At 60.3% G+C, this 13,963-nt stretch carries 16 protein-coding genes; 12 read left to right on the top strand and 4 right to left on the bottom strand.

The window, feature by feature from the left end; genetic code table 11:
* Nucleotides 1-263 precede the first annotated feature (263 nt).
* Genes G3O01_RS05325 through G3O01_RS05300 form a run of 6 tightly spaced genes read left to right on the top strand, consistent with a single transcriptional unit; the run spans nucleotide 264 to nucleotide 5,543 of the window.
* Nucleotides 264-986 carry a c-type cytochrome gene (locus G3O01_RS05325; protein WP_205803476.1) on the top strand — a complete coding sequence of 241 codons (723 nt, stop codon included), beginning with the start codon at nucleotides 264-266 and terminating at the stop codon, nucleotides 984-986.
* Nucleotides 983-2,323, top strand: a complete 1,341-nt coding sequence (locus tag G3O01_RS05320) for a cytochrome c (protein ID WP_205803475.1) — start codon at nucleotides 983-985, stop codon at nucleotides 2,321-2,323. The genes G3O01_RS05325 and G3O01_RS05320 overlap by 4 nt, the downstream gene beginning before the upstream one ends.
* 41 nt (nucleotides 2,324-2,364) lie before the next feature.
* Nucleotides 2,365-2,547 (top strand): hypothetical protein, encoded by a 183-nt coding sequence (locus G3O01_RS05315; RefSeq protein WP_205803474.1) that lies wholly within the window; start codon nucleotides 2,365-2,367, stop codon nucleotides 2,545-2,547.
* A gap of 2 nt (nucleotides 2,548-2,549) precedes the next feature.
* On the top strand, nucleotides 2,550-3,122 hold the full coding sequence (locus G3O01_RS05310; protein ID WP_205803473.1) for a cytochrome C oxidase subunit II: 573 nt from the start codon (nucleotides 2,550-2,552) through the stop codon (nucleotides 3,120-3,122).
* Nucleotides 3,109-4,734 (top strand): b(o/a)3-type cytochrome-c oxidase subunit 1, encoded by a 1,626-nt coding sequence (locus tag G3O01_RS05305; RefSeq protein ID WP_205803472.1) that lies wholly within the window; start codon nucleotides 3,109-3,111, stop codon nucleotides 4,732-4,734. The genes G3O01_RS05310 and G3O01_RS05305 overlap by 14 nt, the downstream gene beginning before the upstream one ends.
* On the top strand, nucleotides 4,731-5,543 hold the full coding sequence (locus tag G3O01_RS05300) for a c-type cytochrome (protein WP_205803471.1): 813 nt from the start codon (nucleotides 4,731-4,733) through the stop codon (nucleotides 5,541-5,543). Before G3O01_RS05305 ends, G3O01_RS05300 begins: the two co-directional genes overlap by 4 nt.
* Before the next feature lie 75 nt (nucleotides 5,544-5,618).
* On the opposite strand, the gene G3O01_RS05295 is transcribed toward G3O01_RS05300, so the two are convergent.
* Nucleotides 5,619-7,265 carry a methyl-accepting chemotaxis protein gene (locus G3O01_RS05295; protein ID WP_205803470.1) on the bottom strand — a complete coding sequence of 549 codons (1,647 nt, stop codon included), beginning with the start codon at nucleotides 7,263-7,265 and terminating at the stop codon, nucleotides 5,619-5,621.
* Between the two features lie 339 nt (nucleotides 7,266-7,604).
* On the opposite strand from G3O01_RS05295, the gene G3O01_RS05290 reads away from it, so the two are divergent.
* Nucleotides 7,605-8,408: a hypothetical protein gene (locus G3O01_RS05290; protein WP_205803469.1), complete on the top strand. Its 804-nt coding sequence runs from the start codon at nucleotides 7,605-7,607 to the stop codon at nucleotides 8,406-8,408.
* A 9-nt stretch (nucleotides 8,409-8,417) separates the two neighbouring features.
* Here G3O01_RS05290 and G3O01_RS05285 read toward each other — a convergent pair whose 3' ends face one another.
* On the bottom strand, nucleotides 8,418-9,323 hold the full coding sequence (locus G3O01_RS05285) for a LysR family transcriptional regulator (protein ID WP_205803468.1): 906 nt from the start codon (nucleotides 9,321-9,323) through the stop codon (nucleotides 8,418-8,420).
* Between the two features lie 112 nt (nucleotides 9,324-9,435).
* Here G3O01_RS05285 and G3O01_RS05280 point away from each other — a divergent pair, with 112 nt between their 5' ends.
* From G3O01_RS05280 to G3O01_RS05270, 3 genes are all read left to right on the top strand, one after another.
* Nucleotides 9,436-10,179 carry an SDR family oxidoreductase gene (locus G3O01_RS05280; protein WP_205803467.1) on the top strand — a complete coding sequence of 248 codons (744 nt, stop codon included), beginning with the start codon at nucleotides 9,436-9,438 and terminating at the stop codon, nucleotides 10,177-10,179.
* Nucleotides 10,180-10,623: 444 nt separating this feature from the next.
* A complete protein-coding gene (locus tag G3O01_RS05275; protein ID WP_205803466.1) occupies nucleotides 10,624-11,094 on the top strand; it encodes a L,D-transpeptidase in 471 nt (156 codons plus the stop codon).
* Nucleotides 11,095-11,145: 51 nt separating this feature from the next.
* Nucleotides 11,146-12,075 carry an ABC transporter substrate-binding protein gene (locus tag G3O01_RS05270; RefSeq protein ID WP_205803465.1) on the top strand — a complete coding sequence of 310 codons (930 nt, stop codon included), beginning with the start codon at nucleotides 11,146-11,148 and terminating at the stop codon, nucleotides 12,073-12,075.
* A gap of 83 nt (nucleotides 12,076-12,158) precedes the next feature.
* On the opposite strand, the gene G3O01_RS05265 is transcribed toward G3O01_RS05270, so the two are convergent.
* A complete protein-coding gene (locus G3O01_RS05265; protein WP_205803464.1) occupies nucleotides 12,159-13,127 on the bottom strand; it encodes a hypothetical protein in 969 nt (322 codons plus the stop codon).
* Nucleotides 13,128-13,159: 32 nt separating this feature from the next.
* Entirely contained in the window at nucleotides 13,160-13,297 is a 138-nt protein-coding gene (locus G3O01_RS05260; RefSeq protein WP_205803463.1) for a hypothetical protein, read from the bottom strand.
* 8 nt (nucleotides 13,298-13,305) lie between these two features.
* Between G3O01_RS05260 and G3O01_RS05255 the strand changes: the two genes are divergently transcribed.
* Entirely contained in the window at nucleotides 13,306-13,494 is a 189-nt protein-coding gene (locus G3O01_RS05255; RefSeq protein ID WP_205803462.1) for a hypothetical protein, read from the top strand.
* 15 nt (nucleotides 13,495-13,509) lie between these two features.
* A complete protein-coding gene (locus tag G3O01_RS05250; protein ID WP_205803461.1) occupies nucleotides 13,510-13,911 on the top strand; it encodes a hypothetical protein in 402 nt (133 codons plus the stop codon).
* The last annotated feature ends 52 nt before the right edge of the window (nucleotides 13,912-13,963 follow it).

The raw sequence follows: 13,963 nt of genomic DNA, 5'->3' as shown, positions 1-13,963 counted from the left end.
GTCGAAGCGTCTGCCGAATCGCCGGCAGGCGCTGAACAAGTGCGCGCGTCATTCGTACCCTCATCTGCATGCCTTTGTGGTCTTGACTAGACTGTCGACGCCGCGCATTGCGATCTTTGCGATCTAACAGCAACCGTCATTCGCATGTCACAGGTCGCCTGTGCGGCCGCGGTAGAAAAACAGGAGCGACGAGCGCCGTGCGCATCTCGCTCAGGGTTTGACAGAACGATACTAGAAACTCTCTCCCTACTACGAGGCCCGTCGTGCATCGCAGAACCGTCGGCGATTCGATCCTGTTGCTGTTTTGCGTCCTCTGCGCGCTCCACGCGCGGCCGTCATTCGCCGCTTCGAATGACGCACCCGCGCCGTCGGCGATGGATGAAAAAATGCACGCGTGCACGACCTGTCACGGCGTGCAGGGTCAGGGGCGCAACAACGATTACTTTCCGCGTATCGCCGGCAAGCCCGCCGAGTATCTGTTCAACCAGCTGACGGCATTCCGCGACGGCGGCCGCACCTATCCGCCGATGGGCTATCTGCTCGCGTTCCTGCCCGACGAGTATCTGCGCAAGATCAGCCAGTACTTCGCCGACCTGCAGCCGCCGTATCCGAACCCCGACACCAATCCGCTGCCGCAAGCGACGCTCGATTACGGCAAGCAGATCGTCATGCAGGGCGACACGAAGCGCGGCATACCCGCATGCGCCGCTTGTCATGGTGAACGGCTGACGGGACAGCAGCCGGGCATTCCGGGTCTGCTGGGCCTGCACGCGAGCTATATCGCCGGACAGATGGGCACATGGCGCTCGGGTACGCGTCACGCGCTCGCGCCCGACTGCATGCATAGCATCGCCGTGAAGCTCAGCGACAAGGACATCACCGCTGTATCGAGCTGGCTCGCGCGCCAGCCGCGTCCCGCCGATCCGCGCCCTGTGCCGCGCTTGCCCGGCAAGCTGCCGCTCGCATGTGGGAGCCAACCGGAATGAAGACTCTCTCGTTTAGCTCCGTGCTTCACATGCAACGTGCAGGGCGTTACGCACGGCGTATGACGTTGTCGTTTGCAATGGGCGCTACGTTCGCGTTCGTTGCGCTTGCGCCGCACTCGCCATTCATCGCCGATACGCACGCAGCCGAAACAGCCGCACCTGCCGGCCCCGACACGCGTCCCGAGATCGTCAGGCGCGGCGAGTACCTTGCGCGCGCGGGCGACTGCGTCGCGTGCCACACCGCACCGCGCGGCAAGACATTCGGCGGCGGCCTTGCGATGGAGACGCCGTTCGGCACGCTCTTCACGCCGAACATCAGCCCCGATAACGACTACGGCATCGGCAAATGGTCAGCCGAAGACTTCTTCAAGATGATGCGCACGGGCAAGAGCCCCGACGGCAAGCTGATTTACCCAGCCATGCCGATTGCGAATTACACGAAAGTCACGCGTGAGGACTCCGACGCGATCTTCGCGTATCTGAAGTCTGTCGAGCCCGTGCATCTGCCGAACCGCAAGCACGAGTTGCGCTTCCCGTTCAATCAGCGCGAGCTGCTGCTCGGCTGGCGTTCGCTGTATTTCCGCGAAGGCGAGTTCCAGCCGAACCCGAGCCGCTCGGTCGAATGGAATCGCGGCGCGTATCTCGTCGACGGGCTCGGTCACTGCACGATGTGTCACACGAAGATCAATCTGCTCGGCGGCTCGTCGAAGAGCGAGCAGTTCGCGGGCGGTCTGATTCCCGTGCAGAACTGGTACGCGCCGTCGCTCACATCCGACAAGGACGGCGGTCTGGGCGACTGGAGCATCAAGGACATCGTCGACCTGCTGCAGGCGGGTATCTCGGATCGCGGCGCCGTGTATGGCCCGATGGCCGAAGTCACGTATCACAGCCTGCAATACATGACCGACGACGACGTCAAGGCGATGGCCGTCTATCTGAAGACGCTGCCCGACAACGATCCCGGCCGCAAGACGGGTCCGTCGGCGACCGTGAAGCCGGCCGTGTTCGAGAACGGCCAGCGCATCTACATGGCGAAATGCGCGATGTGTCACGGCGAACATGGCGAAGGCAAACTGCAGCACTATCCGCCGCTCGCGCACAACCAGTCGATCGAAATGGATTCGGCCGTCAACCCGATCCGCATCGTGCTCAACGGCGGCTTTCCGCCCGGCACGCGACGCAATCCCGAACCATATGGCATGCCGCCGTTCGCGCAGGAACTGAACGACACCGATCTCGCCGCCGTCGTCACGTATATCCGCACTGCGTGGGGCAATCACGGAAAGCCCGTGACGGCGAAGCAGGTCAATGAACTGCGCAAGGCGCCGCTGCATTAGCACTGAACACTCGCATAACCCTGTCCTCGGAGATATGGCAGATGGACCCTAACGTTCACTCCGGCGACCATTCCGGCAACGCTTCGGACGACGAAGTCCAACGCATCGTCGCGCAAGGTCCGCACGGCGCGATCGCGGTCGCGGGCGTGGCGGCCGTGGTGGTGCTGGCGATCTGGATCGGCTTCTACTTTCTCGTGTTTCTGCCGCGTGGCGCCATTCACTGATCATGTCGACCCAACCTTCTCACTCGCCCGATAACGGACACGACATCGCCGAGCGCTCGGAAAAGCGCTGGGCTTACTTCGTCATCGCGATCGTCCTGTTCATGCTGGTGGTCGTCGTGTACTCGGGGCTTCATTACGCGATGATGCCGCCGTCGCGCGTCGAAACCATCGACCCGTCGCGGTTGCAGATGTCGGGTGAATTCGTCGAAAGCAATCTGGGCACGGGCGTCGATCCCGACGGCAAAGTGGTAGTGCGTTTCATCGCGCAGCAGTATTCGTTCACGCCGCAATGCCTGCTGGTGCCCGCGGGCACCGACATCACGTTCCGCACGACGAGCGCCGACGTCGTGCATGGCCTGCTCGTCACGGACACGAACATCAACACGATGGTCGTGCCCGGCTATGTCGCAACGTTTTCGTCCTCCTTCGACAAACCCGCCGATCACCTGATGCCCTGCCACGAGTTCTGCGGCTTCGGCCATCAGACGATGTGGGCGCACGTGAAGGTCATCGACAGAGATGCCTTCTTCGAACAGGCAAAACAACAACGGAGGCTCAGCTGTGTTTCACGCTAAGCGACTCGTTCTCGCGCATTTCTGGCTCGCGTTCATCGCGTTCGGAATCGCGCTGCTGCTGGGCGCATGGCAGATGCTCGTGCGCAGTCCGCTGCATCCGTGGATCGGCGAACCGGAGCTGTACTACCGCTCGGTGACGGCGCACGGCACCGTGATGGCCTACGTGCTGCCGACGCTGGTGGCGATGGGCTTCGGCTACGCGATCGTCGAACTGGCGCTGCAACAGGCGCTGGTCGGTCTGAAGTGGGCGTGGGGCGCGTTCATCCTGCTCGTGATCGGCGCAATCATGGCGATGGTGCCCGTCGCGGCGGGCCAGGCGTCCGTGCTCTTCACCTTCTATCCGCCGATGATCGGCAGCCCGTTCTATTACCTCGGCGTGGTGCTGGTGGTGGTCGGCTCGTGGATCTGGGTCGCGCTGATGGGCATCAATCTGCACGTCTGGAAACGCGCGAATCCCGGCAAGCCCGTGCCGCTCGCGATGTATGCGAACGTGGCAGGCGCGTATCTGTGGGCATGGACGGCCGTGGGCGCGGCGCTCGAGATCCTGTTCCAGATTCTGCCCGTCGCGCTCGGTCTGAAAGACACGATCGACGCCGGCCTCGCGCGCGTGCTGTTCTCATGGACACTGCACGCGATCGTCTATTTCTGGCTGGTGCCGTCGTATATCGCGTACTACACGCTGGTGCCGCGCGCGATCGGCGGCAGGCTGTATAGCGATTCGATGGCGCGCGTGTCGTTCATCCTGTTCCTCGTGTTCGCGATGCCAATCGGCATTCACCATCTGTTCGCCGATCCGCAGGTCGGCGCGGGCTTCAAGTTCGTGCACGCGGTGTTCACGGGCATGGTGTCGGTACCAACGCTGCTTACCGTGTTCACGATCTGCGCATCGGTGGAAATTGCCGGGCGGCTGCGCGGCGGCAAAGGCGCGTTCGGCTGGCTGAAGGCGCTGCCGTGGGACAACCCGATGATGCTCGTGATCGCGTTCTCGTTCATCATGCTCGGCTTCGGTGGCGCGGGCGGGCTCATCAACATGAGCTATCAGCTCAACGAAACGGTGCACAACACGCAGTGGGTCACGGGGCACTTCCATCTGATCTTCGGCGGCGCGATCGTCATCATGTACTTCGCGATCGCGTATGAACTGTGGCCGCAACTCACGGGGCGCGCGATCGGCTCGCTGAGTCTGATCCGCTGGCAGCTGTGGCTGTGGTTCATCGGCATGATGGTCGTGACGCTGCCGTGGCATTACGTCGGCCTGCTGGGCGCGCCGCGACGCATGGCGTACTACGACTACAGCAACCCCGCGATCGCGCCGCAAGCGATTTGGGTCGCCATATCGGCCTTCGGCGGGCTGATTCTCGTGATCTCCGGCCTGCTGTTTCTCTACATTCTCGCGAAGGCGCAGTTCGGCACGATCGAGCAGCCGAAGCAGTTCCGCTTCAGCGCGCCCGTGCATCCCGTCGAGCGCGTGCCGGCTGCGTTGAACAGCTTCGGGCTGTGGGTCGCGCTGATGATCGGGCTGACGGTCGTCAACTACAGCGTGCCGATCGCGCAACTGCTCGGCTTGCAGCAGACGTCCGTGCCAGCCGTATCGGTAGGAGCGCGGTCATGAGCGACGAACGCGTCTTCAGCCTCAGCAACCGGTGGTTCACGTCGAGCGTCGGCGGCGTGATTGTGACCTTCATCGTGGCGGCGCTGATCGGCTTTGTCTGGCTGCCGTCGAAACATCCCGACTTCGCGCAGCGCGGACTCTGGGCGACGATATGCAGCGCCGCGGGCGCACCGTCGACATGGTTCACGCAAAGCGACAACATCGCCGGCCCGGCGCCGAGCAACGTGCTCGTGCTGCCGCCTCTGCCGCCATGGGGACGCACGCGTCCGAGCGCCGAATCGATTGGACGCGGCGCGACGCTCGCACAGAACTGCTCGATGTGTCACGGCGTCGAGAGCGTGATTCAGGTCACGGCGCCCGTGCTCGCAGGGCAATACGCGGATGTGGTCTACAAGCAGTTGCGCGACTATCAGAGCGGACAGCGCGTGAACTCGATCATGCCGCCCATCATCGCGCGGCTGAACGACCGCGATCTGCACGATCTCGCAAACTACTACTCGACGCTGCCGCGTCCGGCCGCCGTCGAACAGGCGACGACCGAAGATGCGACGATCCGCAAGTTCGTCAACGAAGGCTCGCCGATGCGCAACATCGCGCCATGCGCGGCCTGTCATGGCGACCGTGATCGCAAGGGCGCCGCGCCATGGCTGGGCGGACAGTCATCGGTGTATATGGCGGCGCAGTTGCGCGCGTTTGCGAATGGCGAGCGGCGCAACGATATCAACGAGCAGATGCGTAACGTAGCGCGCAACATGACGCCGGAGGAAATCGACGGCGTCGCGAAGTATTACGCGCAGCGGCAGCCTTAAAACGCTACGCAACAAGACAAACGGCGGTGCAAGCACGCATGCTTGCACCGCCGTTCTGTTTCCTACCGCGACCGGTCAGACCGCTTCCGCCGCCTCCATCCGCATCGCAATGTCCTGCTTCGACGCAACGGTACGGCGAGCCACGCCACGCGACGAACCCTGCCCGCTATCCGTCTTGAACACGGACACGGCTTCCGTCAACCGGCGCGCCTGCTCTTCTAGCGAGCTGGCCGCTGCCGCTGCCTGCTCGACGAGCGCCGCGTTCTGCTGCGTCACCTCATCCATCTGCGCGACGGCCAGATTCACCTGATCGATGCCCGTGCTCTGCTCGGTCGCCGCCTCGGCGATCTCGCTCATGATCGCGCTGACACGTGCGATGGCATCGACGATTTCCGTCATCGTCGAACCCGAACGCTGCACGAGATCCGCGCCTGCAGTCACGCGTTCGTTCGATTCGCCGATCAGACCTTTGATCTCCTTCGCCGCTGCCGCGCTACGCTGTGCCAGCGAGCGCACTTCGCTCGCGACCACCGCAAAACCGCGACCCTGTTCGCCTGCGCGTGCCGCCTCGACGGCAGCGTTCAACGCGAGAATGTTGGTCTGGAACGCGATACCTTCGATCACACCAACGATATCCGCGATACGTCGCGAATCGTCGACGATCGCCTGCATCGTGCCGACCACCTGTTGCGTGAGATCGCCGCCTTGCGCCGCAAGCGTCGATGCACCCTGCGCGAGCGAACTCGCCTGCTTCGCGTTGTCGGCTGTCTGCTTGACGGTCGACGTCAGCTCTTCGATGCTCGCCGCCGTCTCTTCGAGCGACGCCGCCTGCTCTTCCGTACGCTGCGACAGGTTCGTGTTGCCCGCGGCGATTTCGCTCACACCCGTATCGATCGAATCGGTGCCGTGGCGCACCGTATTCACCGTCGCGATCAGCGAGTCCTGCATCTTGCGCAGCGCTGCCGCGAGACGGCCCATTTCGTTGTCGCTGACGTTGTCGATGCGGCTCGTCAGATCGCCGTTCGCGATGCGCTGGAACTGTTCGATGGTGGCATCGACGGGATGCACGATGGCGCGAATCATCAGCATGCGGCCGAGCCACGCGAAAATCAGCGTGGCGGCCATGCCGATCGCGACACCAACGCTGATCGTATAGAACAGTTGCTGCGCGTCCTGATAGCGCTGCTCGGCGTGATCCAGTTGCAGTTTTTCGAGTGTCAGCATCGCCTTCTCATAGGCGCTATAGAGCGGCGAGAGTTTGTGCGCCTGAAGCTGCTGGAACGCGGCCTTGTCGCCGGACTTGAGCGCCGCGAGCGCGGGCTCGACGCCTTCGTGCAGGAACGTGTCGCGCTTGTCCTGCATGTCCTTGATGAGGCGCTGCTCGTCGGCGTCGTTACTGGCCTTGCCGATGAAATGCGCGATGCGTTCGTTCGACACCTTCAGATACGTATCGAAACGCTTGAGCACGGCGTCCGCGCCTTCCTGATCGTTCAGTTCGATCAGCGACGAATACGTCGCCAGTGCGAGACGCAGGCGCAACAACTGGCCGGCGCTGCCTTCGAGATCCGCCACGGCGGGCGTATCGACGGTGTACATCTGTTGCAACGACGCATTGCTTTCACGCAGCGATAACAGCCCCGCCGCCGCGCCGATCAGCAATACGATGCCGAACAGCACGACCATTAACGTGAGGTATGCGCGAATCGAAAGACCTTTCAGCATGAAGCGTGTCTCCTATGGCCACCTGGCGGGAATCTCTCCATTCCACAGCAGGCTTGCTGCGCCCAGGCCCATAGGCAAGGTCCGCAACTCGATTAAATATTAAGCAAACGCACCACGTTTTCAGTTACGGCTGATTCGCCGAAAACTTTATGGCCTGTCGGCCTGCTTTCGGTCGAAACGTGCGTGAATTTGATCTCGCGCATAGACATGTGCAGCTTGCCGAATCTTTCTTCTCGCTATTTGGGTTTGATGCCACTGATTTAACAGTTTGGGCGCAGACTTGCCCGCGCCGCCAAGTTATTGGACATTAACGATGCGACGGCTACGCGGACCACGCTCATGCAAGAGACCCTGTCAGCGCTCGTGGTGTTCGTCCTGCTTCTGGCGGGGACGGGCATCGGCTTTTTCGGCAAGCCGTATCTGCCGGAGGAGCATCGCAGGCACGAGACGCTGCAACTCATCCAGCTCGTGATGACGATGCTCGTCACGTTCGCGGCGCTGGTGCTGGGGCTGCTCACGGCATCGGCGAAAAGCAGCTTCGATACGGTCGGCAACGACTTTCGCTCTTATGCCGCCGCGCTGGTCCAGCTCGACGTGGCGCTGCGTCAATATGGGCCTGAAGCGCAATACCCGCGGACCTTGCTGCGCGAGTACACGGCTGCGGCAATCGCCGCGACGTGGCCGGGAGAGAATCCGCCAGCGGGCAACTACCCAAGGTTCAAGACCGATCTGGATCACGACAAGCTCGAAGACATCGGTCTCGGCGATATGCTGAATGATGCGCTTGTCGCAGTGCGCAAGCTGCAGCCCGCCAACAGCTATCAGCAGCACACGCAGGCCGAATGCATCGCGCGTTTCGAGCGCGTGATCCAGGCCCGCTGGACGCTGATCGAAGAAGCGCACAGCTCGATCTCGAAGCCGTTTCTCACCACGCTCACCTTCTGGCTGATGATCATCTTTCTATGCTTTGGCATCGTCGCGCCGCGCAATGCGCTGGCCCTCGTGATGATCATGCTGGGCGCGGTGTCGATTGCATCGGCGGTGTACGTGATCGTCGATCTCGATACGCCGCTGACGGGCCCCATCATTTCGTCCAGCCAGCCGATGCGGGATGCGCTCGCGCATCTCGATCGCGTGAAATAGCGTGGTGCATTAGCCGATCTTCAGCCCGCCTGCGGCATCGAAGATATCGCGCAGCCATTGAGCGAACACCCGCACACGCGACGACAACTGGCGGCTTTGCGGATGGAGCACGGTGACGGGCATCGGCGGCGGCGGAAACTGCGGCAATACAACGACGAGACTGCCCGCGGCGAGTTCGTTCTGCACGCGATAGCGCGGCACTTGCACGAGACCGAGTCCGGCGACGGCCGAGCCCGTATAAAGGTCGGTGCCGGTGACGGACACGACCGCCTGCAGGTTCACCTCGACGATGCGTTCATCGACGGTGAATTCGAGCGGTAGCGCGTTGCCCGTCGCGCTCGACATGTAGTTGACGGCGCGATGCGTGTCGAGCGCGGCAAGATCGCGCGGCAAGCCGAAGCGCTCCAGATACGCCGGGCTCGCAACCGTCACCTGCTCGAGCCGCGCGACGCGCCGCCCGACCATCGACGAATCCTGCAGATTGCCCGCGCGCAGCACGCAATCGATCCCCTCGCGCACCAGATCGACCAGCCGGTCGTCCTCGCCGATATGCAGCTCGATGCCCGGATAACGCGCGAGGAATTCCGGCAGCGCGGGCACGATGAAGTGCCGCGCAAGCGTGCCTTGCAGGTTCACCCGCAGCAGGCCTTTCGGCGCGGCATCGTGGAACGAGCCTTCGGCTTCTTCCATGTCCGCGAGCAGACGCACGCAGCGCCGGTAATACGCTTCGCCGTCGTGCGTGAGGCGCACGGTGCGCGTCGTGCGTTCGAGCAGGCGCGCGCCGAGCCGCTGCTCCATCCGCTTCATCAGGTTCGTGACGGTGGCGCGTGGAATCTGCAGATCGTCGGCGGCGCGTGTGAAGCTCTGCCGCTCGGCGATCCGGACGAATACCTGCATTTCCTGAAAACGGTCCATGGCGACATTGTTGAAGTGAATGGAATGATGATACCAACTCTCGCCCGATTATCTCTGCGACGGAATATCCGATCATCCTTCTCACCAACTCACCACTTCAAGGAACCGGATCATGAACAACGTCAAGAACGCCCAGGTCGCTATCGTCACGGGTGCGTCGCGCGGCATCGGCGCAGCGATCGCACGGCGGCTCGCCAGCGACGGCTTTGCGGTCGTCGTGAACTACGCGGCGAGTTCGAAGGAAGCGGACGCGCTCGTGTCCGAGCTGAAGGAGCAAGGCGCGGCAGCGATTGCGGTGAAAGCGGACGTGTCGAATGCCGACGACGTGCGCCGCATGTTCGACACGACGGAGCAGCAGTTCGGCAAGGTCGACGTGCTCGTCAATAACGCGGGCATTCTGAAGACTGTGCCGCTCGCGGAAACCAGCGACGCGTACTTCGCGCAGGCTTTCGATATCAACGTGCGCGGCACCTTCAACACGCTGCGCGAAGCGGCGACGCGGATGAACGATGGCGGGCGCATCGTCAATTTCTCGAGCACGACGCTCGCGCTGAATATGCCTGGTTACTCGGTCTACAACGCGACGAAGGCCGCCGTCGAATCGTTCACGCATGTGTTCGCCAAGGAACTGCGTGGGCGCAATATCACGGTCAACGCGGTGGCGCCCGGACCGGTGGCGACTTCGTTGTTCCTCGACGGCAAGACGGAAGAGCAGATCCAGACGTTTGCAAAGCTGCCGCCGCTGCAACGCCTTGGGCAGCCGGAGGATATTGCTTCCGTGGTTGCGTTTCTCGCGGGGCGCGATGGGGCGTGGGTGAACGGTCAGATTCTTCGTGCTAATGGAGGCGTGGCTTGACCGGATAGCTCTCACAGCACGCTTCGGCTGCGGCACGACCGCGCATAAAAAAACACCCCGCTCGATGGCGGGGTGTTTTCATGTTCTCTCGGTGCGTTGAGGTTCGACGCGCCGTCGGTGCTGCAAGGTTAGAATGGTTCTGTTCTGTAAGTAAGCGAAACTTCTATCCGAATCCCGCCACAGACAAGCCTCTGCGGCCAGATTGACGCCCTCGATTCCTCAAAAACCGAAACTTTCGAAAAATCGCTAGAGGCCACCTCGCACGCCCAAAGACTTCGGGTATTCGTATCTACCGGCTATTTCCTTCTTGGCCTACATCGCAGGCAATCGACTGTTCCGTCGGTTGAGCATGACGCATTTTGTTCACCTTATAACTGGGCTGATATTCACCTACGGCATGGTTATCACGATCAAGGCTTTCGGCTGAAGCATTCCCGCACAAAAATGACCTCGCACATACAAATCGACGTAGCTCGTCAGGTGCTACACCTGAATATTCCGAGCCGCTCCTACAGGATCTCGACAGCAGCAAACGGAATTGGCTGCATCTCGGGAAGTTATCGCACGCCCACCGGCAAGCACCGGATAAAACTCAAGATCGGTCACGACTGCCCCTCCGGAACGATCTTTTCGCGACGACGGCCGACAGGAGAAGTACTCGGGCCGGAATTGCACTCGAGATCTCTGGATCGTGATTGGATCCTGACACGCATCCTATGGCTAGACGGCTTGGAAGACGGCATCAATCGACGTGGCAAGGTTGATACGTTGCGCCGATACATTTATATCCACGGCACAGCCAACGAGGACTTGATCGGCAACCCGGTTTCGCGCGGATGCATACGGATGCGCAATGAAGATATCCTGGAACTCTTCGAACTGGTGACAGTTGGCACCGTGGTTCAGATTTCTTGATTTCACGGCCTTCACCTCAACACGCAACCCTCATCATTCAACCGTGCTGCTATGACTCACTCAAACGAACTCGATTCCACCTTCACCTGGTCCAGCAAGGATGACATCCTTACGCTTGACCCCCATGCTCAAAACCACCAAACCACTCTCGCCTTGTTGACGGAAGTGTACGAGGCACTGGTGAAATGGGACGAAAATTTCGATATCGAGCCGGCGCTCGCCGTACGCTGGGAATCATTGTCACCGCTGCGCTGGCGCTTCCATCTTCGCGAAGGAGTGAAGTTTCACCAGGGGCAGACCTTCACTGCCGACGACGTCGTCTTCTCATTCCGGCGCCTAGCCGGCCACGGTTCAGATCTCCATTCCTACGTTCGGGGCATCGTCGCAGTCGAGCGGCAGGACGAGCTAACTGTGGATATCGTCACGGATCGACCCAACCCTGTTCTGCTGAGGCAACTGGTCGACGCTCGGGTGATGTGTCGTTTATGGACGGTGAGCGCGGGCTGCGAGCTGGCGCAGGACTACACACGTGTTTCCAGCACTCCCGTTTCAATACGTGCCAACGGCACGGGCGCCCTGCGAGTGCTGGCCTGGCAGCCGGGGCAATTGCTCGAATTTGAGGCCAACGACAATTGGTGGGGCCAGCGGCGTCACGGTTACCCCCGACATGTCCGCTACGTTCCGATCGCCGATCCCTCAGCGCGTGCCCATGCGGTAATACGTGGCGAGGTCCAGCTCGCGATGGATCTGACGAACAACGAAGCGACCCAGTGTGTGTGCGACGGCGACCTGAAAATGCTCGGGGGCGCCGAGAATCGGACCATTTTCGTTGGCTTCAACCTGCGTCCACAGCGCCTAGGCACGTTAGAGATCAATCCGTTCGCTGATCCGCGGGTAAGCGCCCTCTTCTCGTCAATCTTCAGGCTCGCCCTGATTGTCTTCACCATGCAACATCCCCTGTCAGAATGTCTAGAGCCCTGATCCAGCCATGTCGGGTTCAGACCAAGTGTCTGAACCAGGTGTCCATATCGGATTCAACTCACTAGCTCGGCGCCTGACCCGCGCTACTTTTGCGATGAATCCGCCAACATTTCTGCGGTATCGGGATCATTTTCAGCAATGTAACGCTGAATGTCCGCCTTGTTCAGGCCCGACGTTTTCATCTGCGCTAAAAGCTGACGGTATCTGGTTTTCAGATGTCTCATCCAGTCACTTCTGACTATGCCTCCTGCAGCCTTTCGGCTGAGTGCGGCACGGATGCTTGCTTGCACCATCGCAGCCTGACGTAACAGGGCATCCTTGCGTTCCTTGTCGCCTTTCTCCCAGACATACTCGTCGCAATTCGCATCGCATTGCAGATGCCGTGGGCAAGGCATCATCTGAAAGTCGTGCACGCACATGCCTGGGCCCACATCGTGAACAGCCTGGATACGTGAGATCAGGAAAGCTTTGGCGACTTCAGTTGGTAGCACCTTGACGAGATCGGCGATCGCGCCCTTCGCCTTGCCGGCCATGATATCGTCTACTACTTTTCTTGCTCGCTGTGCAGTTGTTAAATGCTGATACGCTTTGGTATCGGCAGGATTTTTTCGCCCAAACCATTTGGTCTGGACGAGATCCGGCGCTCCACCTTCATCGAGCAGATTGTTCAGAAAATGACGAAATCCCTTTGAACGGATATCGATGGCCTCGCCGTCTGCGTCGACGATGCCATGACGTTCAAAGACGTTCTGTGTACCCGTCCGCCCCGTGAGGAAATCCCGCATCTGCAGATCGGACACCGGCTGTGCCGCGTATGCCAATGTGCTTCTGGTTCCACGATGCATCTGGTTGGTGTACACAACGCAAAGTGCCTGATGCAGTTGGAGCTGATTCTCTTTTGATCCTGGCAACATCGGACGGGTCCAATGATCCCGGATGAGGCCAGTCAAAAATTCAGACTGCTCAACCTGAATCCGCTTCGCAACCACTTCGTACGGGATATCGCGGAACTTGAGAAACTGTGCAACACCGTTGCTATTCAGACCGACCAATAGTCGAATTTCATTTCGACCTAAAATTGGCTTTAACTCTTCCCCGGCAAGTAGTCTTCTTCCATATGCCCGATGACCTTATATGCCGTGGTTTCTGCTTCCCGTTTGAATAGCGCGCTGGCAGCAAGATCGAGATGGGCGGGCGTGATCAGGCTGACGTCGTGATTCACCGATTCGCGTGCAGATTGCCATTGCGCTTCATGAGGATGGCAATCTGGTGGAGGTGTACGCAAGAGCATCGAAGGTAGCGGCCGATACGGAAGTGGGTTGGAGCCAACTCGGACCATCATTAGAAAGCTTTGATGGCTTCTCTGAAAAGTTCGAAGAGTGGTTGATGGGACTCATCGAAGAACTACTTAAACAATAATTTTGGGGGCTCGCAATGTCCGGTACTTGGTGGGTTGATGAAGATGATTTGCTCGACGAGCAGTCCGATGTGCTGGAGGTTGATCTTTACAAAGACCTCATGCTTTCCGGGCCTCCAGGCAGCGGGAAGACAAACCTCCTTTTGTTGCGCGCAAATCATCTCGTACTGACTGCGCCTGATAAAGAGTTCTACATTATTTGCTTCACAACGCTGTTGCAGAATTTTATTCGCACAGGTGCTGGCCTTTATGCGTTTCCCGAGAATCGCATCATTACTCAGCAAAAGCTTTACGAGCAAGTGTTGGCCGATCACGGCTTTCTGCCACCACGCAAGCCGAACGAGTCGTATCTGGAACGGGCGGAATCGCTCAAATCAGCAATGGCCTTAATGATGAATGCAGGATCTGGTACCACATAGAACGGATTGGCCATTGCCATCCTCCCCAAGGGCGTCAACAGCACAATAGGTG

The organism is Burkholderia sp. Ac-20365 (assembly GCF_017104715.1).
Classification (GTDB): Bacteria; Pseudomonadota; Gammaproteobacteria; order Burkholderiales; family Burkholderiaceae; genus Paraburkholderia.
This window is presented reverse-complemented; position numbering and strand designations above follow the sequence as displayed.